This window comes from Pandoraea sp. E26, from assembly GCF_000681415.1.
GTDB classification, from domain to species: Bacteria; Pseudomonadota; Gammaproteobacteria; order Burkholderiales; family Burkholderiaceae; genus Pandoraea; species Pandoraea pnomenusa.
The window spans coordinates 164735-185140 of record NZ_AYXJ01000030.1; the positions used below are offsets into that span (position 1 = coordinate 164735).

The 20406-nt window shown below is 66.3% G+C and carries 20 protein-coding genes; 3 read left to right on the top strand and 17 right to left on the bottom strand.

Annotated features, from left to right (window positions below; all coding sequences use genetic code 11):
- Positions 1–3: 3 nt before the first annotated feature.
- From W930_RS0119420 to W930_RS0119430, 3 genes are read right to left on the bottom strand one after another with little or no spacing between them, the layout of a single operon-like run.
- Positions 4–1041 carry an ABC transporter substrate-binding protein gene (locus W930_RS0119420; protein ID WP_023594513.1) on the bottom strand — a complete coding sequence of 346 codons (1038 nt, stop codon included), beginning with the start codon at positions 1039–1041 and terminating at the stop codon, positions 4–6.
- A 54-nt stretch (positions 1042–1095) separates the two neighbouring features.
- Positions 1096–1995 carry an ABC transporter permease gene (locus tag W930_RS0119425; RefSeq protein WP_023872146.1) on the bottom strand — a complete coding sequence of 300 codons (900 nt, stop codon included), beginning with the start codon at positions 1993–1995 and terminating at the stop codon, positions 1096–1098.
- Between the two features lie 20 nt (positions 1996–2015).
- A complete protein-coding gene (locus W930_RS0119430) occupies positions 2016–2813 on the bottom strand; it encodes an ABC transporter ATP-binding protein (RefSeq protein WP_023594515.1) in 798 nt (265 codons plus the stop codon).
- A gap of 209 nt (positions 2814–3022) precedes the next feature.
- On the opposite strand from W930_RS0119430, the gene W930_RS0119435 reads away from it, so the two are divergent.
- The gene (locus W930_RS0119435; RefSeq protein WP_023594516.1) at positions 3023–3685 is read left to right on the top strand and encodes a response regulator transcription factor; all 663 of its coding nucleotides are present in this window, start codon (positions 3023–3025) and stop codon (positions 3683–3685) included.
- Positions 3682–5058, top strand: coding sequence for a sensor histidine kinase (locus W930_RS0119440; RefSeq protein WP_023872145.1), 1377 nt, complete (start codon positions 3682–3684; stop codon positions 5056–5058). The genes W930_RS0119435 and W930_RS0119440 overlap by 4 nt, the downstream gene beginning before the upstream one ends.
- A gap of 54 nt (positions 5059–5112) precedes the next feature.
- On the opposite strand, the gene panB is transcribed toward W930_RS0119440, so the two are convergent.
- The 6 genes from panB to hda form a co-directional block, all read right to left on the bottom strand.
- A complete protein-coding gene (gene panB, locus W930_RS0119445) occupies positions 5113–5931 on the bottom strand; it encodes a 3-methyl-2-oxobutanoate hydroxymethyltransferase (RefSeq protein WP_023594518.1) in 819 nt (272 codons plus the stop codon).
- A 64-nt stretch (positions 5932–5995) separates the two neighbouring features.
- On the bottom strand, positions 5996–6640 hold the full coding sequence (locus tag W930_RS0119450) for a deoxynucleoside kinase (RefSeq protein ID WP_115344394.1): 645 nt from the start codon (positions 6638–6640) through the stop codon (positions 5996–5998).
- Positions 6641–6648: 8 nt separating this feature from the next.
- The gene (folK, locus tag W930_RS0119455) at positions 6649–7161 is read right to left on the bottom strand and encodes a 2-amino-4-hydroxy-6-hydroxymethyldihydropteridine diphosphokinase (protein WP_023872144.1); all 513 of its coding nucleotides are present in this window, start codon (positions 7159–7161) and stop codon (positions 6649–6651) included.
- Positions 7158–8693: a polynucleotide adenylyltransferase PcnB gene (pcnB, locus tag W930_RS0119460; protein ID WP_023872143.1), complete on the bottom strand. Its 1536-nt coding sequence runs from the start codon at positions 8691–8693 to the stop codon at positions 7158–7160. Before pcnB ends, folK begins: the two co-directional genes overlap by 4 nt.
- Complete coding sequence (locus W930_RS0119465; RefSeq protein WP_023594522.1) at positions 8690–9370, bottom strand: HAD family phosphatase; 681 nt, start codon at positions 9368–9370, stop codon at positions 8690–8692. The genes pcnB and W930_RS0119465 overlap by 4 nt, the downstream gene beginning before the upstream one ends.
- A gap of 30 nt (positions 9371–9400) precedes the next feature.
- The gene (gene hda, locus W930_RS28200; RefSeq protein WP_023594523.1) at positions 9401–10111 is read right to left on the bottom strand and encodes a DnaA regulatory inactivator Hda; all 711 of its coding nucleotides are present in this window, start codon (positions 10109–10111) and stop codon (positions 9401–9403) included.
- Positions 10112–10257: 146 nt separating this feature from the next.
- On the opposite strand from hda, the gene purM reads away from it, so the two are divergent.
- Positions 10258–11304: a phosphoribosylformylglycinamidine cyclo-ligase gene (gene purM / locus W930_RS0119475; protein ID WP_023872142.1), complete on the top strand. Its 1047-nt coding sequence runs from the start codon at positions 10258–10260 to the stop codon at positions 11302–11304.
- A gap of 144 nt (positions 11305–11448) precedes the next feature.
- On the opposite strand, the gene W930_RS0119480 is transcribed toward purM, so the two are convergent.
- The 8 genes from W930_RS0119480 to miaA all read right to left on the bottom strand — a co-directional run bounded on the left by W930_RS0119480 (position 11449) and on the right by miaA (position 20399).
- Complete coding sequence (locus W930_RS0119480) at positions 11449–12363, bottom strand: LysR substrate-binding domain-containing protein (protein WP_023594525.1); 915 nt, start codon at positions 12361–12363, stop codon at positions 11449–11451.
- Positions 12364–12503: 140 nt separating this feature from the next.
- Positions 12504–13745: an amidohydrolase family protein gene (locus W930_RS0119490; protein WP_023594526.1), complete on the bottom strand. Its 1242-nt coding sequence runs from the start codon at positions 13743–13745 to the stop codon at positions 12504–12506.
- Between the two features lie 29 nt (positions 13746–13774).
- On the bottom strand, positions 13775–14971 hold the full coding sequence (locus W930_RS0119495) for a Xaa-Pro peptidase family protein (protein ID WP_023594527.1): 1197 nt from the start codon (positions 14969–14971) through the stop codon (positions 13775–13777).
- Positions 14972–15088: 117 nt separating this feature from the next.
- Entirely contained in the window at positions 15089–16006 is a 918-nt protein-coding gene (locus W930_RS0119500) for an ABC transporter permease (protein ID WP_223272010.1), read from the bottom strand.
- A gap of 26 nt (positions 16007–16032) precedes the next feature.
- A complete protein-coding gene (locus tag W930_RS0119505; RefSeq protein WP_023594529.1) occupies positions 16033–17097 on the bottom strand; it encodes an extracellular solute-binding protein in 1065 nt (354 codons plus the stop codon).
- A gap of 175 nt (positions 17098–17272) precedes the next feature.
- Positions 17273–18325 (bottom strand): ABC transporter ATP-binding protein, encoded by a 1053-nt coding sequence (locus tag W930_RS0119510; RefSeq protein ID WP_023872140.1) that lies wholly within the window; start codon positions 18323–18325, stop codon positions 17273–17275.
- Position 18326: 1 nt separating this feature from the next.
- Positions 18327–19172: an ABC transporter permease gene (locus W930_RS0119515; protein WP_369798679.1), complete on the bottom strand. Its 846-nt coding sequence runs from the start codon at positions 19170–19172 to the stop codon at positions 18327–18329.
- A gap of 279 nt (positions 19173–19451) precedes the next feature.
- A complete protein-coding gene (miaA, locus tag W930_RS0119520; RefSeq protein ID WP_023594532.1) occupies positions 19452–20399 on the bottom strand; it encodes a tRNA (adenosine(37)-N6)-dimethylallyltransferase MiaA in 948 nt (315 codons plus the stop codon).
- Positions 20400–20406: the final 7 nt, after the last annotated feature.

Genomic DNA, 20406 nt, shown 5'->3' on the forward strand with positions numbered 1-20406 from the left:
CGCTCAGCTTCCCTGACGCGACGCCATCTCCGGCACGAACAGTTCGCTCCACTTCGCCGGCCGCGTCTTGATCGTGCCCGCGCGGCTCATGAATTCGACATATTGCATCAGGCCGTTGGGCGTGGTGGTGAACTGCAGGCCCGGATCGGCCAGCATCTGTTCGATCTCCGCTTGCGGAAGGTTCATCTTCGACACGCGCAGGAAGGTCTTCGCCGCGCCCACGTGATCCTTCGCGATATAGGCCGCGGCTTCGTCCTGTGCCGCCAGAATCGCCTGGACCAGCTTCGGATTCTGCACCGTGAACTGCTTCGGCGCGAATACCACGTCGATGGTGATGTTGCCGAGCACGTCGGTCGAATTCAGCACGCGCTTGATGCGCGGGTCCTTCAGTTCCTGATACGAGAACGGCGGCGAGGTGAAGTGCGCGGTGATCTCCGTCTTGCCCGAGAGCAGGGCGCTCACGGCTTCCGGATGGCTCAGGCTGACGGTTTGCGGGTCGAGCTTCGCGTAGTTCTCGATACCGAAGGTCTTTGCCACGGCCATTTGCAGCAGCACGGCCGAGAGCGACGTCTTGATGCCCGGAATCGCGATCTTGTCCTTCGGCGTGAAGTCCTTGAGCGTCTTGATGTTCGGGTTGTTCGTGTTGAGCCAGAGCGGGCCGGTCGACAGCGCCGACAGGCCGATCACCTCCGAGCGCGGAATGCCGTGCGCCTTCGACCACAGCGTGACGAAGCCCGGTGCGCCGGTGCCGGCCACGTCGAGATTGCCGGCGAGCATCGCGTCGTTGATCACGTTGCCGCCGTCGAGAATGGTCCACGTGGTCTTCACGTCGCCCAGACCCATTGCCTTGGCGTGCTTCTCGATCAGATGCTGGTCGCGCATGACCATGAGTGGCAGATAGAGAATGCCGTAGCCGTGCGACAGGCGCACGGTGCTCGCTTCGGCGTGGGCAACGTTGCCCAGCGGTGCGAGCGTGGCCGCGGCCGTCGTGACCGCCAGCGCGAGCGTGCTGGCCCAGCGCGTGAAATGACGTCGATTCATGATGTTGTCGTCTCCGGATAGTTGGAATTATTCATGCCCCCGAGGGGGCGTCGATCAATGCTGCATGCCCCAGCGATGCAGCGTGCGTTTCTCGATACGGGCGAACAGCAGGTTCTCGACTGCCAGCCCGATGAGAATCACGAAGAACAGCCCGGCGAAAACGTTGGCCGTCTCCAGCGAATTGCGGTTCTCGAAGATGTACCAGCCCAGACCGCCCGAACCCGACGACACGCCGAACACGAGTTCCGCCGCGATCAGCGTGCGCCATGCAAAGGCCCAGCCCACCTTCAGGCCGGTGAGAATGCTCGGGAACGCCGCGGGAATCAACACGTGGCGTACCAGCGCGAAGCGTTTGAGTCCGTAGTTCTGGCCGACCATGCGCAATGTTTTCGACACGCCGCGAAAGCCGCTGTGCGTGTTGAGCGCCACGGCCCACAGCACCGAGTGCACCAGCACGAAGATCACGCTGCCGTTGCCCAGGCCGAACCAGATCAGCGCGAGCGGCAACAGGGCGATGGCGGGCAGCGGGTTGAACATCGCCGTGAGCGTTTCGAGCAGGTCGTTGCCGATCTTCGAGCTGATCGCCACCGTGGTGAGCACGGCGGCGAGCGCGATCCCGATGCCGTAGCCGATCAGCAGCGTCTTGAGCGAGACGGCCGCGCGCAGCAGCAGCACACCGCTCGTGAGGCCATTGACGAAGGCGCCGAGCGTGTCGGTGAAGCTCGGGAACAGCAGCGCATTGTCGAGCCAGCGGCCGTAGATTTCCCAGATGATGGCGAGCACGCAAAGGATGACGGTCTTGCGCAGCCAGCCGAGGCGGTAGAGCGTTTCGAAGGTCGAGAGCGGGCGCTGGATCGACGCCAACTCGGCCTGCACGGGTTCGAGCACGAACTCGGGCCGCACGACCGGTTCGATCCTGGGGGTAGAGGGCGACAACGTCGTCGCCTGGGCCATCGTATTCATGAACGTCGTCCTCAATGGGTTGCGAACAGCAGTTGATCGATGCGCGCCTCCAGGGCGCTCTGGTGCGCCGTGCCGAGCTGTTCCGGCGCAATGCTGTTGAGTTCGGCCTTCACCTGGCCGGGGTGCGGCGAGAGCAGCAGGATGCGCGTGCCGATGCGAATCGCCTCGTCGATGCCGTGCGTGACGAACAGCACCGTGAAGCGCGTGTCGTCCCACAGGCGCAGCAGTTCGTCCTGCATCTTGCGACGCGTGAGCGCGTCGAGCGCGGCGAACGGCTCGTCCATGAGCAGCACATCGGGCTCCATCGCCATGCCGCGCGCGATCGACACGCGTTGCTTCATCCCGCCGGAGAGCGTGTGCGGATAGCTGTCGATGAACTTGCCCAGGCCGACCTTTTCGATATAGTGCGCGGCGCGCCCGGCGGCCTCGCGCCCCTTGAGGCGACCGCTCGCGATGAGAGCGAATTCCACGTTCTGGCGCACCGTCTTCCACGGCAGCAACTGGTCGAATTCCTGGAACACCATCATGCGGTCCGGCCCCGGCTCGCTGATCGCGCGTCCCTTGAGGCGAATCTCGCCGCTTACCGGCGGCAGATAGCCGCCGATGGCCTTGAGCAAGGTCGACTTGCCGCAGCCGGACGGGCCGAGCAACACGAACCGGTCGCCCGGATAGACGTTGAAGCTCACTTGCTGGGCGGCAGTGACGAGGTAGTCGTCGGTCTTGTATTGCAGCGTGACGCCGTCGATTTCGAGCAGCGGCGGCACCGTGGACGCAGGTGTCCCGGCGCCCGGAAGGGGGGCATGCGGCATGGCGTGTCTCCGAATGGATGCTTTTATAATCGGCTTCGATACTAAGCAGCCAAGCTGTAACGAAGCTGACATCGACGGCCGCCGGGCCGATATTCAGGGCAAACCCCGAGGACGCCCGCGCCGAATTCCGGGACAATCGCGCCCACCGGCAACCCGAAAGCGCGTCAGGCGCCGAACGTGGCCGCCGACGAGAAGGAGACACAAACATCATGCGCATCATGCTGGTGGAAGACACCGCCGACGTCGCCGAAGCGATCGCCACCCAGCTGCGCAAGCTCGGTCATGCGCTCGATTGCGAGACGGACGGCGCCGCGGCCGCCGCGCGCATCGGCGACGACTACGACCTGCTCATTCTCGACGTGATGCTGCCGCACGTCGACGGATTCGAGCTGCTTCGGCGGGTGCGCGAGCGAGGTCTGGCCACGCGCGTGCTCATGCTCACCGCGTGCGCCGAGATCGAGGAGCGCGTGCGCGCGCTCGACCTCGGGGCCGACGACTATCTCACCAAGCCATTCGATTTTCGCGAGCTCGAAGCGCGAGTGCGTGCGCTCATGCGCCGCACCGGCCAGGATGCGACGAACCGTCTGGCATGCGCGAATCTCACGCTCGATCGCAAGAGCCGCGGCGTGGAGATCGACGGTCAGCCCATCGAGCTCACGCGCCGGGAAGTCACGCTGCTCGAAATTCTCGCGGCGCGTCCGGGGCGCATCTTCGGCAAGGACGAACTCATGGATCGCCTGTACGGCGACGAACCCGTGCCGAACGCCAATGCCATCGAACAATATGTCGCGCGCCTGCGCAAGAAGCTGGCCGCGGCACAATTCCAGATCCGCACGTTGCGCGGACTGGGCTATCAGCTCGTGCTGTCATGATCGTTCCCGGTCGTTCCCTGTATCTTCGCCTGGTCGTGCGCATGGGCGCGGTGCTCGCGTTCGCGGTCGCCGCCGTGCTGCTCGGCATCTGGTTCTCCACCCGCGCGGCGGTCGACCGCGCCTATGACCGATGGCTGCTCGGCAGTGCGCTGCAGGTCGCCGAGAACACGTGGTACCAGAACGGCGAAGTGAATGTGGACGTGCCGCTGGCCGCGTTCTCCGCGCTCGCGCCGGGCGATCAGATCTTCTATACCGTGCTCGACCCGGACGGACGCTCGGTGGCCGGCGATTCCGAATTTCGTCCGCCGATTCCATGGGACAAGCTGGCGGACGGGCCGCTCGTCGTCGACGGCACGTATCAGGAAATGCCGATTCGCATCGCCATCGTGGGACGACGCATGCCGGTGGCCGCCGCGCACCCGTGGGCGGTGGTCGCACTCGCGCACACGCAGAACGCGCGCGTGCGGTTCACGCGCGGTCTCGCCGACAACACACTGCTCATCACCATCGCCACGGGCGTGCTGACGATGCTCGCGGCGTTGTGGACGCTGCGTCAGGCGCTCGCGCCGCTCAAGCAGATCGAGGCGGCCATACGCGCACGCGATTCGAACGATCTCGTGCCGCTGGCGGTCACGGCGCCCGCCGAAACGCTCGCCCTCGTGGGCGCGATCAACGATTTCATGCAGCGGCTGGCCACGTCGCGCGCGCTGATGCGCCGTGTGATCGGCGACGCCGCGCATCAACTGCGCACGCCGGTGACGGCGCTCACGGCGCAGGCCGAACTGCTCACGCAGACACAGGATGAAACGGCGCGACAGGCGCACGTCGCACGCATCCAGAAGCAGGCGCGTGGACTTGGCGGGCTCATCCATCAACTGATCAATCACGCGATGGTGCAGCACCGGGCGGACAGCGTGGCGCCCGTACCGGTCGACCTGAACGAGTTGCTGCAAACGGCCATGCGCGAAACGTTGTCCTATGCCGCGCGAGATATCGATGTCGCGCTGCATGCGCCGGATACGCCGGACACGCCGTGCCGAATCGTAGGCGATCCGCTGAGCCTGCGTGAAGCGATCAAGAACGTCTTGGTCAATGCACTCGCCTACGGCGCACCGCATCGTCTGCACGTCGATGTGACGAAGGTCGACGACCAATGGCGTTTGCGATTCTTCGACGACGGCCCGGGCATCCCCGAGTCGGAGTGGGCGCGCGTGCGCACGCCGTTCTCGTCGCGGGCGGATGGCCGCGAAGGGGCCAGCCTGGGACTGGCCATGGTGGCCGAAGTGGTCGGCGCGCACGGCGGACAAATGACCTTCGAGCGCGTGGCGGGCGAGGGCTTCGCCGTGGTGCTGACTTTGCCGGCAGCGCAATGAAAAAAGCGGCCCGAAGGCCGCCTGTTCACGCGATGCGCCGTGCGGCGCGCCAGGTCAGAAGCTATGTTCCTGCGAAGGGAACGAGCCGTGTTTCACCGCTTGCACGTACGCCTCGATGGCCGCGGCGATGCTCGGTTGGCCTTCCATGAAATTCTTCGAGAACTTCGGCGACTTGCCGGGGAACACACCCAGCATGTCCTGCAGCACGAGCACCTGCCCGTCGCAATCGGGACCCGCGCCAATCCCGATGGTCGGCATCGTGGGCACTTCCGGCGTCACGCGCGAGGCCAGGGCGGCCGGAATCGCTTCGAGCACGACCAACTGCGCGCCGGCTGCTTGCAGCGTACGGGCGTCGCCGATCAACTGTGCCTGCGCGGCATCTTCGCGCGCTTGCACCTTGAAGCCGCCGAACGCGTGCACGGACTGCGGCGTGAGGCCCAGGTGAGCGCACACCGGGACGCTGCGCTCGACCAGAAAGCGCACGGTGTCGGCCAGCCATGCGCCGCCTTCGATCTTCACCATCTGGGCACCGGCCTGCATGACGGCCACGGCACTCTGATATGCCTGCTCCTTCGTGCCATAGGTGCCGAACGGCAGATCGGCGAGCACGAGCGCCTTGCTCACGCTGCGGGCCACGCATTCGGTGTGATAGCAAATGTCGCGCAGCGTGACCGGCAGGGTGGTGCGCTGGCCCTGGATCACATTGCCGAGCGAGTCGCCGATCAGAATGGCGTCGACGCCGACACGGTCGAGCAGCGCGGCGAAGCTGGCGTCGTAGGCGGTCAGCATGACGATCTTCTCGCCACGCTCGCGCATCTGGGCCAGTCCGGGAACGGTCACGGCCTTGCGGTTGGATTCTTGCAGATAACTCATGTCGGCCTCGGTTCAGCAGGGGTCGCCGGCGCAACAAGCGCGCCTTCGACGAATCGGGAGACGATCAGGGGCGAGCGCCCTTGACGAAGACTTCCTTGCGTCCGCGCATCTGATCGATGCGCTCGACCAGCAGGGTGAAGTCGCTGTCGTTGTGCGCCGGGTCGAATTGTTCCGTGTCGACAGTCAATACCGGCGCCGCGGCGTAATGATAGAAGAATTCGCCATAGATGTCGCACAGCGCACGCAGATACGTGTCCGGAATCTGTTGCTCCATCGGAATCGCGCGCTTCTGGATACGCGCGTAAAGCGTCTCGGGACTGGCCTGCAAATGGATCACGAGGTCGGGCGCGCGGTGCGCGCGCTCGACGTGCGCGACGAGCTTGCGATACAGATCGAGCTCGTCGGCCGACAGGGTGAGACGCGCGAACAGGCCGTCCTTTTCCGGGAGGAAGTCAGTAATAATCGGCTTGCCGTCGATTTCGCGGCGCGCGATTTCCATCGCTTCGTCCACGCGTCGCAGGCAGAACGACAACTGCGCGGGCAGCGCATAGCGCGCCGAGTCGCGATAGAAACGTTCGAGAAAGGGATTGAGCGCGGGTTGCTCGAGCATGATGTCGGCGCCGGCCGCATCGGCGAGCCGTTGCGCGAGCGATGTCTTGCCGACCCCGATGGGGCCCTCGACGGCCAGATAGCGAAAACGCCCGAGCACGGGCGATCTCATGAGACGTAGGCGCGCTTCGTCGGGCAGCAGCACGCCTCGACGCGCTCGATGCGCTGGTCGGCGACATCTCCCAGCAGGGCGCTTACGCGTCCCATGCCGGGAATGTCGAGTTCGGGAGCGAGATCGGAGAGCGGGCGCAGCACGAAGGCGCGCGCGGCCATGCGCGGATGCGGCACGATCAGGTCGGGTTCGGCGATGCATTCATCGCCATACAGCAGCAGATCGAGATCGAGCGTGCGCGGGGCATTCTTGTACGGGCGCTCGCGCCCGAAATGCAGTTCGATCTTCAGGCAGAGCGTAAGCAACTGGCGCGCCGTGAGGCGGGTCTCCACGGCGACGACGCAGTTCAGATAGTCCTCGCCGCTCGACTCGATGGGCGCGGTGCGATACAGATCGGACTTGCCGATGATGGTCACGCCGATTTGCTGCGCCAGGCAGACGACGGCGTCCTTGATCGCTTGGCGGGCGTCGCCGAGATTCGCGCCGAGCCCGATATAGGCAACAGTCATGAAGCACCTTCGGAACCATGCTGTCGCGATGATACCCGCTTGCCATGATTCTCGCTGGTGGCGTTCTCATTGCCGTCGCCAGCGCTCGCTTCGTTGCCCGATCCTTCACCGCCCCGTCCACCCGTCGGCTTGCGACGGCGACGACGACGCTTGGCCGCCGGCGTACCGCTCGGTGCACTGCCTTGTGCGAGCAGGGCGTCGCGCGCGGCGGCATCGCCCTCGAGGAAGTCCGTCCACCACTGCCCGGCTTCGGCGGGCACCTCGCCCGACTCGCAGCGCAGCAGCAGGAAGTCGTAGCCGGCACGCAAGCGCGGATGTTCGAGCAGCCGCAGCGGCGTACGGCCCACGCGCTTGTCGAGACGCACCTGCAGGCCCCAGATTTCCTTCATGTCGGCAACGAAACGGCGCTGGATCGCGAGCTTGCCGGTCTGGGCGTCGAGCACGTCGTCCATGGCCAGATGCAGCGCCGGAATCGGGTACTCGCCCGCGCGCTGGTAGGCCTGCCACTTCTCGAGCACGAGATGCCACAACAGGGCGGCGAACAGGAAGCCCGGCGAAACCGGCTTGCCGGCGCGAATGCGCGCGTCGGTGTTGGCGAGCGCGAGCGTGACGAATTTCTCGCCCATCGGCTGCTCCAGCACGACGTCGAGCAGCGGCAGCAGACCGTGATGCAGGCCCTGCGCGCGCAATTGCTGCACGCACGCCCAGGCATGGCCCGAGAGCAGCAGCTTGAGCATCTCGTCGAACAGCCGCGCGGCGGGCACATTGTCGATGAGCGGTGCGAGCTGCGAGATCGGCGCGGCGGTCGCCTCGTCGATCTTGAAGCCGAGCTTGGCCGCGAAACGCACCACGCGCAGCATGCGCACGGGGTCTTCGCGATAGCGCGTGGCCGGGTCGCCGATCATGCGCAGCACGCGCTTCTGGATGTCTTCCCAGCCGTGATGGTAATCGTGCACCGTCTGCGCGGCCGGGTCGTAATACATGGCGTTGACGGTGAAGTCGCGCCGCGCGGCGTCTTCTTCCTGCTCGCCCCAGACGTTGTCGCGCAGCACGCGGCCCGATTCGTCGGTCACGTGCGTCTTGCGATCGAGTTCGCCCTTTTTCGGACGGCGTGCACCGATCTGCTCGCTGTCGACGGCGTCGACCAACGCGCGGAACGTCGAGGTCTCGATGATCTCCTGACCGAACTGCACGTGCACGATCTGGAACCGGCGACCGATGATGCGGGCGCGGCGGAACAGACGCTGCACCTGCTCGGGCGTGGCGCTCGTGGCGACGTCGAAGTCCTTCGGCGCGATACCGAGCAACAGGTCGCGCACCGCACCGCCCACGATGAAGGCCTTGAAGCCGGCCTGCTGCAACGTGTCGGTCACGCGCACGGCGTTCTTCGAAAGCAGCGAGGGATCGATGCCGTGAACGCCAACGGGAATGACGACGGGGGTGCCGGGCGGCGTCGGGCCGGTAGCGCCGGTAGCGCCGGCGCGGGGCTGACCGTCCTTGCCCAGCAGCTTCTTGATGAGTTTGCGGATCACTGGAACAACTCGAGAATGGGCCAGCGACGCGCCAGCGCGATTTCGCGCAGCGCCTCATCGGGGTTCGTTGCCACCGGATGGTTGACCTTCTCCATCAGGGGGACGTCGTTGGCGGAATCGCTGTAGAAAAAGGCGTGGTCGAAGTCGTCCCAGGTCTTGCCCAGGCTCGCGAGCCACGCTTCGGTACGGGTGATCTTGCCTTCGCGGAAGCTCGGCGTGCCGACATACTCGCCGGTGTAGCGCGCGTTCGGGCCGTCGCCGGCGGTGGCCGGTTCGGTGCCGATCAGATGATCGATCCCGAAGGCCTTCGCGATCGGACGGGTCACGAACGTGTTGGTCGCCGTCACGATGGCGCACAGGTCGCCGGCCTTGCGGTGCGTGTCGATCAGTTCGAGCGCCTCGCTGCGCACGTGCGGCAGGATCGACTCCTCCATGTACTGCGCGTGCCAGGCGTCGAGCTGATCGCGCGGGTAACGCGCGAGCGGCGCCAGGCAGAAACGCAGATAGGCCGGCATGTCGAGCCGGCCCGCACGGTAATCCTGATAGAAGGCCTCGTTGGCCTGCGCGTACGAGTCACGCTCGACCGCGCCCTGGCGCACGAGGAAGCGACCCCACTCCTTGTCGCTGTCCGTAGGCAGCAATGTGTGGTCGAGATCGAAGAGAGCTAAATTGGTCATTGCGCGAATTTTACCTGAAGCTAACACCGGTCAGTTTTTGCCGTCGGGGGTGGCAGGATCGGTGTGGGTGAGCATCTGGCGCAGCAACGGCAAGGTCACCGCGCGCTTTTGTTCCATCGAAAATCGGTCCAGGCGGTCGAGCAGCGCCATCAGGCTCGACATGTCGCGCTGGAAATGCGTGAGCAGATAGGCGGGCACGTCGGCCGCCAGTTGCAGCCCCCGCTCGCGGGCCGCGTTCTGCAGCGCCTGCTTCTTGCCCTCGTCGTCGAGTCCCACAATGTGAAATACGAGCCCCCAGCCCAGGCGGGTGCGCAGGTCTTCCCGAAGCGGCATGTCGACCGGCGGTTGCGAGCCGGCGGCGACGAAAGCGCAATGCGGTCGGGCGCGGGTTTCGTTGAAGAGGTTGAACGCGGCGATCTGCTGGGTGGACGACAGGGTGTCGCAATCGTCCACGCAATAGACCGTGCTGGCCTCGTCGAACGTGAAGGCGGCCAGCGGGCTGTGCGGGCGCAGATACCGCGCGCTCGGGCCCACGGCATGGCACAGCGCCTCCATCAGGTGGGTGCGGCCCGATCCGGCCGTTCCCCAGAGGTAGATGCCACGGTCGCGTGCGGTGCCGGCCGCCAGTTCGGCACTCAGGCCGGCAAGCGTCTGCGCCGCCTCGCGATTGGGCCCGACAATGAAATTGTCGAACGTGGCGGGCGGCGGGGTGCCGAGGTCGAGATACAGTTGCTGGATCACGAACGAAGAAAGCCGGCGACAGGCCGGCGGAGTACGGTTTACGGGGCACGACGGGGTCAGCCGGCGTCCGATATCCGGTTTGCGTGCCGAAAGGACACGCGCATCGGGTAAAATCGCATTTTACCGAACCTTGATGCATTCCCGTCATGTCACACCCTAACGAAACTTCCGGCCTTTCCTATCGCGACGCTGGCGTCGACATCGAAGCGGGCGACGCGCTGGTCGAAGCGATCAAGCCGTTTGCCAAGAAAACCCTGCGCGACGGCGTGCTGGGCGGCATCGGCGGCTTCGGCGCGCTGTTCGAAGTGCCCAAGCGCTACAAGGAGCCGGTGCTCGTTTCGGGGACCGACGGCGTGGGCACCAAGCTCAAGCTGGCCTTCACGCTGAACAAGCACGACACGGTTGGCCAGGACCTGGTCGCCATGAGCGTGAACGACATTCTGGTGCAGGGCGCCGAGCCGTTGTTCTTCCTCGATTACTTCGCCTGCGGCAAGCTGGACGTGGCCACGGCGGCCACGGTCGTCAAGGGGATCGCGCAGGGTTGCGAGCTGGCCGGATGCGCGCTGATCGGTGGCGAGACGGCGGAAATGCCGAGCATGTACCCGGACGGCGAGTACGATCTGGCCGGTTTCGCGGTAGGCGCGGTGGAAAAGAGCAAGATCATCGACGGCACGGCCATCGTGCCGGGCGACGTGGTGCTGGGGCTGGCCTCGTCGGGGGCGCACTCGAATGGCTATTCGCTGGTGCGCAAGATCATCGAAGTCGCGAAGCCCGACCTGGACGCCGACTTTCACGGCCAGCCGCTGCGCGATGTGCTGATGGCGCCCACGCGCATCTATGTCAAGCCGCTGCTCGCGCTCATGCAGACGCTTAACGTCAAGGGCATGGCGCACATCACCGGCGGCGGCATCGTCGAGAATATCCCGCGTGTCCTGCAGGATCATCTGACGGCCGACATCAAGCAGGACGCCTGGACGCTGCCGCCGCTGTTCCAGTGGCTGCAGGCCCACGGCAAGGTGGCCGACGCGGAGATGCATCGCGTATTCAACTGCGGCATCGGCATGGCGGTGATCGTGTCGGCGGCCGACGCCGACGCCGCGGTCAAGCACCTCGAGGCCTCGGGCGAAACGGTCTACCGTCTGGGCGCGATCCGCGAGCGCAAGGAAGACGAAGCGCAGACGATCGTCTCGTAAGCGCAAGGTGTTGACGATGCCCGGCAACCAAGCGAGGCGCGGGCGGCGATAACGCGCCACCACGCCGCGAGCCATGCATGAAAAAGCCCGCCAGGGGGTCCCCCGGCGGGCTTTTTTGTCGGCGCCGCGGCGCGGTGACCGGTTTCAGGCCCTCATTCGCGCCTGGACCGCGCGAAGCACGTCGTCGAGCGTCGTCTCCATCACGCGCACGAGATCGTCGAGCTGCGCGCTGGGCGCGGCGGCGCGCGGCGTGATGCGCAGCGTGTGGAACGGCATCGACGGTTCGAAGCGGCGCAGCACGAGGTCGGAGTCGAGAAAGTCGTAAGCCGAGACCGGGTGCAGCAACCCGATGCCCACGTTTTCCTTGACCATCGTGCCGATATTGATCGAGTAGCGCGCCGTGGCGACCACCTGCTCGTGCAGATTGCCGTCGGCGAAGAGTTGGTCCATGCCCCAGCGGACCATGTCGGTGGGTTCGTACGAGAGAATCGGCTGGCCTTTCAGATCTGCCAGGCGAATGACCTTCTTGCGCGCGAGCGCATGCCCGGCGGGCAGTGCGCAAATGGCGTCGAGCTTGGCGAACGAGACGGCGTCCGTTGCCGCCACGTCGATCGTGTCGGTCACGATGCCCAGCGCGAGCTGATGGGTGACGACCTGATCGCGAATCAGATCCGACGCACCGGTCGTGAGCGCCAGTTGCACGCTCGGATGCAACGCCCGGTACCTCGCCATCACCCTGGCGAAGAAGCCGAGACCGAATGAGACGACCGATCCCACGCGAATGACGGCGCGATCGGGGTTGCGCAGATTCAGCGCGAATTCGCGGATATTGTCGAGTCCGGCGTAGCGGCGCTCGACCTCCTCGAACAGCGCGAAGGCTTCGGCCGTCGGTTCCAGCCGGCCTCGCGCGCGGTCGAACAGCGTGAGCCGCGTCGAGCGCTCGAGGTCGGCCACGAGGCGGCTGACCGCGGACTGCGACGTGCCGAGCACCTGGGCGGCCTTGGTGGTCGTGCGCGTGAGCATCAGCGCCCGAAAGGCGTCGATGTGCCGAAAATCCATCGATTCTCCACGGAAGGGTTGGCGTGTGGGTGGCGCGCTTTCTGCAGCTGCGCCGAGGCGTCGCGCGATGCGTCATCGCCGAACGCGACGGCATCGGTGGGCGGTGACGCTACCCTGCGATGCGCGCGCCGGCGCTCGCCTCACATCGCGAAAGCGTGGATTCTACCGCCCTTCATCACCATGGGAATTCGCTCGCCCTGGCCGAGCAGGCAGTCCAGCGACGCGAGCGGATTGCCGTCGACGATCAGCACATCGGCATGCGCGCCGGGCACGATCTCGCCCAGTTGACCGGATTGGCCGAGTACCTCGGCACCCACCACCGTCGCACTGCGCAGGATCTCGGCGGGCGTGAGTACCTCGGCGCGCAGCCGGAACTCGTCGCTTTGCAGGCGCTGCGACTCGCCCAGGAGATCGGAGCCGTAACCCATCTTCACCCCGGCGTCGCGGAAGATCTCCAGCGAGCGCAGGCCAGCGGCATGCACATCGGCGATCTTGGCCACGCTGTCGTCCGGCAGGCCGAGCGATTTTCCTTCGTTCGCGAGCGCGTCGTACGTCACCAGCGTCGGCACGGCGTACGCCCCCTGCTCGGCCATGAAGCGCGCCGTCGGGGCGTCGACGAGGTTGCCGTGTTCGATGGTGCGCACGCCGCAGCGCACCGCGCGCTCGATCGCCGCGGCGGTATACGCATGCGCCAGTACATAGGTGCCGCGTCCGCGCGCTTCGGCGACGATGGCACGGATTTCGTCTTCGGAGTAACCCCACGCGCCCACCGGATCGGTCGGCGAGGCCACGCCGCCCGAGGCCATGATCTTGATCTGGTCGGCCCCCATTTGCAGTTCTTCGCGCACGGCGCGGCGCACCGCGTCGACGCCGTCGGCCACGCGCGAGAGCGCGCCCACGCGCACGCAGCACGGACACGGCCCGTCGGTGCCGATGTAGTCGGTGCGTGGGCGTCCGTCGCCGTGTCCGCCGGTCTGGCTGATGGCGCGGCCCGACACGAACAGGCGCGGTCCCTCGGCGAGCCCGCTCTCGACGGCGTGCTTGATCGCGTGGCCCGCGCCACCGGCGTCGCGCACCGTGGTAAAGCCGCGCCGCAGCATGCCTTGCAGAATCGGCACCGACTTGAGCGTGACCAGCACGTTCGGCAGATGCGCCTGTGCGGCGAGATTGAGCTGGGTGGCGTGCACATGCACGTGCAGATCGATCAGGCCGGGCATCACGGTGCGCCCGTGCGCGTCGATCTCGCGCGCCGCCTGCGTGCGGATCGGCTTGTCCGAGACTTCCTTGATGCGTCCGTTCTCGATCAGAACGGCGTGATCCTCGCGCAGTTCGCCCTTGACCGGGTCCAGCAGCGCGCAGTTCGACAACAGAATCGACTCCATGACCTCTCCTCCGAAATTGGTATGTGCGTTCAATCGATCGTGGCGTGCGCGAGCGTTCGCGGCGTGCGCGTGAGCATCAGCGGCGTATCGCCCGTCACCACCGAGTCGTCCAGACGGAATCCGCCCAGCCCGTAGACGTAGATGCCCGGTTCGGCCGAGTAGACCTCGTTGGCGAGCAGCGGACGATGGTTGAACGCCATGTCGTCGGGGTATTCGTGGCCGATGATGCCCATGCCGTGTCCGGTGCGATGCCGGATGAACTCGCCGCAGCCGGCCTTCTCGATGACGGCCTGCGCGGCCGCGTCGATGCCGGAGACCGGCTGGCCCGTGACGGCGGCGCCCACCGCGGCCTCGTTGGCCGCCCGTGCGACCTCGTAGAAGCGCGCCTGCTCGGTCGATGGCTTGCCGCAGAACCAAGTACGTTCGTTCTCGATGACGAGCCCGTTCAGGCGCGGGATCACGATGTTCACCATGCCGTCGCCCGCGTTGATGCGCGCGCCGCACGATGCGCCGTCGCCGTGCGGCGAGGCCGAGGCCGGACCGGAGAGGGTCCAGCAACGCATGACTTCGAGGTTCTCGCCCGGGAAGCGCTTCGCGCCTTCGGTGACCATGAGCGCGGCCATCGAGTAATCGAGCTCCTGCACCAGACGCCCGGGGCGGATGTTCTCGCGATAGCGCTCCTGCACCCAGTCGGCCAGTTCGGCCGCCGCGCGCATGATGGCGATCTCTTCGTCGTGCTTGACCCAGCGCAGGCCGCGCATCTGCGCGAGCATCGGCACGAGCTTCGCGTCGGGCAGCAGGGCGCCCGCGCGCGCGAGGGGGCCGCCGGCGGCGTCGACGCCGATGCGCGAGCCGCCCAGCCCCGCCGCGCTCAACGCCTCGGCGATCAGTGACGGCACCTCGGCAAGCAGCGGCTGACGTTGCGTCACGCGGGGGTGCTCGGCGTACAGTGTGACGCGCGCCGGATCCAGCCAGAGGTGGTGGCGCTCGCGGGCCATCATCAGGTGATGCGTGGAGAGCTCGTTCATCACGGCGAACGGCTCGCCGTTGCGCGGCACGCACACCGCGATGGGACGCTCCCACGTCTGCACGTCGACGTGGAAGTTGGTGGCCCACTGGAAGAAGTCGGCAGCGGTGAACACGAGCGCGTCGACGCGCGTGCGGTCCATCAGGTCGTTCATGAGACTGCGGCGGTACTGACGGGTGGCATCGGTGAGTATCGGCATGGCGAAATCCTTGTGAGGCGGCTGCGCTGTCTGTGAAGGCCCGGCGGAAATGCCTGCGGCAGTGCCGCGCTGCCGCCGGGAGCGAGTCGGGAATGCGTCGGGAATGCGTCGGGAGCGTCAGGTCATCATCGTCTTCGCGTAGCGACGATGAATGACCCAGTGGGAGGCGATGGCGAGCGCGAAGGTCACGACCATCGACACGATCGAGAGCACCGCGCCGAAGGGCCAGTTGTTCGCCTTGGCGATCTGGTCGTAGATCGTGGGCGTCATCATCGTGATGCCGGTGCCGCCCAGCAGGACCGGTGTCGCGTAGGCGTTCATGCACAGGATGAACACGAGCATGGTGCCGGCCGCGATGCCCGGCGCCGCCATGGGCAGGATCACGCGCAGGAGCGTTTGTCCGAAGGTGGCGCCGAGATTGCGCGCGGCCTCTTCCACGGAGAAGTCCATGCCTTCGAGCACGCTTTGCAGCGTGAGGATCATGTACGGCAGCACCACGGCAGTGGTGCCCACCACCACGGCGAACGGCGTGTACAGCAACCGCACCGGCTGCGGCACGATGCCCAGCGACACGAGCAGCGAATTGACGAAGCCGGCATTGCCGAGCATGACCATCCAGCCGGCCGCGCGCACGACGTTGCCCACGAGCAGCGGGAAGACCAGCAGCATGACCAGCAGACTCTTGAAGCGGGTCTGCGTGCGGGCGAGCATGTACGCGACCGGAAAGCCGAACACGAGCGCGAGCGCCGTGCACAGCGAAGCGATCTTGATGGTCGTCCACAGCACCGACAGGTAATACGGGTCGGTGAAGAACTTGACGTAGTTCTCGGCCGTGAGCGCCGCCTGCATCATGTCGACGGGATCGAACCGGTTGAAGCTGTAGCGCACCAGTTGCAGGCCTGGCAGCACGATCACGAACAGCACCACGAACGTGGCCGGCGTGACGAGCGAGCCCCCGGTGAGGGCGCCGCGCACCGCGCGTGCGGTGGCGGCCCGGGCGGCTTGCGCGGATGGCGGGGCGGCGGGCGAAGTCATCGAGGGCTCGGGCGGGGCGGCGAGATTCACAGGCCCACCTTGAATTCCTTGTTCCAGAAGTCGAGCAGCGCCGGCTTGTCGGCGGTGAAGCGGGCGTAATCGAGCTTGACCATGCGATCGAGTTCGTCGTTGGTGAAGCCCACGCTTTGCTGCAGCGACGGCGGCAAATTGGCGTTCTTCACCGTCGGCGCGTAGCCCATCGTCTCGGCAAAGCCGATCTGCGCGCGCGGATCGAGCATCGCGTTCAGATAGTTGAAGCCGCACGCCTTGGACTGCGAGTTCTTCGGCACGGCGGCCTCGAACGTCACCGGCACCGCGCCCTCCTTGGGCACCACGTAGTCGATCGGCACGCCGGCCTTCTTCCATTGCAGGGCACGCGCCTTCCACATGCAGGTGAACCAGATGTCGCCGCTCTTGAGCGCCGAGGCCACCGCTTCGTTCGACGGATACACCTTGGGCTGTTGCGTCTTGCGCAGCTCGCGCAGGAATTGCACGCCGCCGGCCATGTCGCCGTCCTTGTGTCCGGCCGCAAGCGAGCTGCTCACCACGTTGAAGTTGTAGAGGATGTCCGAGAACCCGACCTTGCCCTTGAGCTTGGGATCGAGCGCCGCCGTGAACGAGTCGGGCTTCGTGCCGAGCTTTTCCGGGTTGTACACGATCACCATCGCGCTGAAGATGTGCGGAATCGAGTAGGGGCGGCGCAGTGCGTCGAGCGTGTTGACGAGATTCGGCACGAGTTTGGCGTCGACCGTCTCGAGAATGCCCGAGCGGTTGATGTCGTACATGTCGAGATCGGCCAGACATGCCACGTCGAGCGAGCCGCGGCGCGAGGCCTTTTCGGCGCGCAGCTTGGTCATGCGTTCGACCTGTCCCGCGGAATCGTAAGTGACCTTGCCCCCGGCCGCCTCGATGATCGGTTTGCCGATGTTCTGCTCCAGCAGGTTCAGGTAGTCGCCGCCCCAGGTGCCCACGACCACGTTCGGGCACGCGGCGGCGGCGTGTGCCGAAAGGGCGTCGAGACCCAGCGCGGGGGCGATCACCAGGCCGGAAGCGGTCTTCAGAAACGTGCGGCGGTTCAGAGCGTGCGTCATGTCGTCATCCTTCGTAGCATGGGCCAGGCGACTGGCCGGGGTATGGAGCGAGAAGCCTGCGTGTGGTGGTGTGGTGCGTGCGTTACGGATATCGGATCGTCGGCAAGGTCGCCGCGCGTTATTGCATCGAAGCGGCACATCGTGGCGACCCAGTGCGGTCGGCGGTCGGCGGCCGTCAGGCGTTGAAGAACAGACAGTCCGTACTCGCGAAGCACGCCTTGAGCGCGCGTCCCGGAGCGTAACGGCCTGCGTCGTCGCGAGCCGTGTTGGGCACATGCGCCACGAGCGTCTCGCCTTGCGGACTCTTCAGGCGCAGCTCCAGCGTGGCGCCAAGATAGATCGTCTGATCGACCGTCACGGGCATGGACGTCTCGTCGTGCGCCGGCGCGTCGCTCAGGCGCAGACGTTCGGGGCGAATACCCAGCGTGCGCGCGTCCGGTGTGGCGCTCGCGAGCGCCAGGCGTTCGCCGCGGGCCGTCACGAAGTGGCCGTCGTGCATCTGACCGGCGAGGAAATTCATCTTGCCGAGAAAGTTCGCCACGAACGGATTCGCAGGGCGTTCGTAGAGCGCGTCGGCCGTGCCGATCTGCTGCACGCGGCCGTCATGCATGACGGCGAGGCGATCGGCAATCGCGAGCGCCTCTTCCTGGTCGTGGGTGACGAAAATCGTGGTGAGGCCCAGACGCCGCTGGAGCGCGCGAATTTCCTCGCGCACTTCGGTGCGCAGCTTGGCATCGAGGTTCGAGAGCGGTTCGTCGAGCAGGAACACGTCGGGACGAATCGCCAGCGCGCGGGCGATCGCCACGCGCTGTTGCTGACCGCCCGAGAGCTGGCGCGGGTAGCGGTCGGCCAGCTGGGACAGCCGCACCATGTCGAGGGCTTCGCGGATGCGCGTGGCACGATCGGCGCTCGACACGCGCCGCATCTCCAGTCCGAACGCCACGTTCTCGGCCACGGTCATGTGCGGAAAGAGGGCGTAGCGCTGGAACACCATGCCCGTGTTGCGGCGATGCGGGGGCAGGCGCGAGACTTCCTTGCCGCCGATCCATATTTCTCCCGCCGTGGGCTCGACGAAGCCCGCCACCATGCGCAGCGTGGTGGTCTTGCCGCAGCCGCTGGGGCCGAGGAACGCGACGAGTTCGCCTTCGGCGATCTCCAGCGAGAAGTCCGTCACGGCAGCGGCGTTGCCGTATTGCTTGCGCAGTCCGCGCAGCGAAACGTTGGCCATGTCAGATCACCTGGCTGAGTTTGACGAAGCGATCGGTGATCAGCATGACGATGCCGAGCAGCACGATCTGCGCGGCGGAGACCGCCGCAATCGTCGGATCGAGATTGAATTCGAGGTACTGCATGATCGCGATGGGCAACGTGGTCTTGCCCGGGCCTACCAGCGGCAGCGTGAGTTCGAGGTTCTCGAACGACACGATGAAGCTGAACAACACCGCCGCGACAATGGCGGGGCGCAGCATCGGCAGCGTGACACGCCACAGCGTGCGCCACGGCCCCGCGCCCAGATTGCGCGCGGCCTCCTCGATGGTGCCGTCGATTTGCGCGAGGCTCGCGCCCACGAGTCGCATCGTCCAGGGAATGGTCAGGCAGATGTGCGCGATGACCAGACCACCGAACGTGCCGACGATGTCCATGTCCAGCGCGTTTTCGGCGCGCAGGTAGAAAAGGTAGGCGGCGATGCCGGCCACGATGCCCGGCACCACCAGCGGCAGCAGCAGCACGTTGCCCAGCGTGCGGCGTCCCGGAAAGCGGTAGCGCGCGAGGGCCAGCGAGGCGGCAACCCCGAGAATCACGCCGCCAATGGCGGCGCAGGCGGCCAGTTGCAGCGAGAGCAGGAAGCCGTCGGCAAACGCGGCATTGCGCCAGGCGTTCAGATACCACGAGACCGTGTAACCGCTGGGCGGGAAGGTGATGATCGCGTCTTTGAAAAAACTCAGCCAGACCACGAAGATCAGCGGGCTGAGCATGAACAGGTAAATCAGCGTCACCCCGGCGCGCACGGCCCAGCTCGCGAGCGGCACACGCCGCGGTCGACCGGCGGGGCGTGGCAGCACGTTGCCCGTCATCCCGCTCGGCTCCATCGAAGTCTGCGTCATTGGCGTCCTTCCCGGTATCGTGGATTCGATGCAAATTTGCATTGCTCGAAACGTTGATATGCAAATTAGCATATCAAAATCGACATGCAAACCGGAAAGCTGTCAGGGTTTCAACCGAGTCGGGCGGCGCGTGTTTCACACCGTGTTTCGCATCCTGTTTCGCACCGTGGAAGGGTGCGCGAATGCAACGGGGATGCCGCGCAGCGCGCCACGTGGCATGCCGCCGGGAAGCCGCGGCCGCGCCGCTTTTCAGTCTCGCCAGAGGGCGCGCACGGTGGCGAGTGCGCGTTGTGAGGCGTCGGCGGCGGTGCAGTCGACGATGTGTCGCTCAGGCATCGAGCGCAGCCACGTGAGCTGGCGCTTGCACAACTGACGCGTGGCGAAGATGCCCTTGTCGCGCATCGTGTCATAGTCCGTTTCGCCGTCGAGGTATTCCCACACCTGTCGGTAGCCGACGCAGCGCATCGACGGCAAGCCGGGATCGAGATCGCCGCGCGCACGCAGGCGTTCGACCTCGTCGACCAGGCCCGCGGCGAGCATCAGCCGAAACCGCTCGGCGATGCGCGCATGCAGCACCGAGCGATCGCCGGGCTCGAGGGCCACCGGCACGAACGTATGTCCGGGTGACGTGCGCGACGACTGCGCCTGCTCGGCAAGCCACTGCGACATCGGCTTGCCCGACAGCTCGAAAATCTCCAGCGCGCGCTGGACGCGCTGCGCGTCGTTCGGGGCAAGGCGCGCGGCTGTCGCGGGATCGACGCTCGCGAGCCGGGCGTGCATCGCGGGCCAGCCAATGCGCGCGGCGTCTTCGTCCAGCCTGGCGCGCACGGCGGCGTCGGCCGACGGCAGCGGCGACAGGCCCTGCGTGAGCGCCTTGTAGTACAGCATCGTGCCGCCGACGAGCAGCGGACGACGTCCGCGTGCCGCGATCTCGTCGACCAGACGCAGCGTGTCCTCGCGGAATTGCGCGGCGGAGTAGGCGTCGCGCGGATCGATGATGTCGATCAGGTGATGCGGAACGGCCGCCAGTTCGGCGGCGCTGGGTTTCGCCGTGCCGATATCCATCTCGCGGTAGACGAGCGCGGAATCGACGCTGACGATCTCCAGTGGTGTCTCCTGCGCGAGCGCCAGGGCGGCGGCGGTCTTGCCGGATGCCGTGGGGCCCAGCAGGCAGACGATCGGGGAGTGTGCCTTCATGAACCGC

Coding starts and splice junctions, on each gene's coding strand:
- W930_RS0119420 (WP_023594513.1), bottom strand. CDS start 1,041: ATGAATCGACGTCATTTCACGCGCTGGGCCAGCACGCTCGCGCTGGCG.
- W930_RS0119425 (WP_023872146.1), bottom strand. CDS start 1,995: ATGGCCCAGGCGACGACGTTGTCGCCCTCTACCCCCAGGATCGAACCG.
- W930_RS0119430 (WP_023594515.1), bottom strand. CDS start 2,813: ATGCCGCATGCCCCCCTTCCGGGCGCCGGGACACCTGCGTCCACGGTG.
- W930_RS0119435 (WP_023594516.1), top strand. CDS start 3,023: ATGCGCATCATGCTGGTGGAAGACACCGCCGACGTCGCCGAAGCGATC.
- W930_RS0119440 (WP_023872145.1), top strand. CDS start 3,682: ATGATCGTTCCCGGTCGTTCCCTGTATCTTCGCCTGGTCGTGCGCATG.
- panB (WP_023594518.1), bottom strand. CDS start 5,931: ATGAGTTATCTGCAAGAATCCAACCGCAAGGCCGTGACCGTTCCCGGA.
- folK (WP_023872144.1), bottom strand. CDS start 7,161: ATGACTGTTGCCTATATCGGGCTCGGCGCGAATCTCGGCGACGCCCGC.
- W930_RS0119465 (WP_023594522.1), bottom strand. CDS start 9,370: ATGACCAATTTAGCTCTCTTCGATCTCGACCACACATTGCTGCCTACG.
- purM (WP_023872142.1), top strand. CDS start 10,258: ATGTCACACCCTAACGAAACTTCCGGCCTTTCCTATCGCGACGCTGGC.
- W930_RS0119480 (WP_023594525.1), bottom strand. CDS start 12,363: ATGGATTTTCGGCACATCGACGCCTTTCGGGCGCTGATGCTCACGCGC.
- W930_RS0119490 (WP_023594526.1), bottom strand. CDS start 13,745: ATGGAGTCGATTCTGTTGTCGAACTGCGCGCTGCTGGACCCGGTCAAG.
- W930_RS0119495 (WP_023594527.1), bottom strand. CDS start 14,971: ATGCCGATACTCACCGATGCCACCCGTCAGTACCGCCGCAGTCTCATG.
- W930_RS0119500 (WP_223272010.1), bottom strand. CDS start 16,006: ATGACTTCGCCCGCCGCCCCGCCATCCGCGCAAGCCGCCCGGGCCGCC.
- W930_RS0119505 (WP_023594529.1), bottom strand. CDS start 17,097: ATGACGCACGCTCTGAACCGCCGCACGTTTCTGAAGACCGCTTCCGGC.
- W930_RS0119510 (WP_023872140.1), bottom strand. CDS start 18,325: ATGGCCAACGTTTCGCTGCGCGGACTGCGCAAGCAATACGGCAACGCC.
- W930_RS0119515 (WP_369798679.1), bottom strand. CDS start 19,172: ATGACGGGCAACGTGCTGCCACGCCCCGCCGGTCGACCGCGGCGTGTG.
- miaA (WP_023594532.1), bottom strand. CDS start 20,399: ATGAAGGCACACTCCCCGATCGTCTGCCTGCTGGGCCCCACGGCATCC.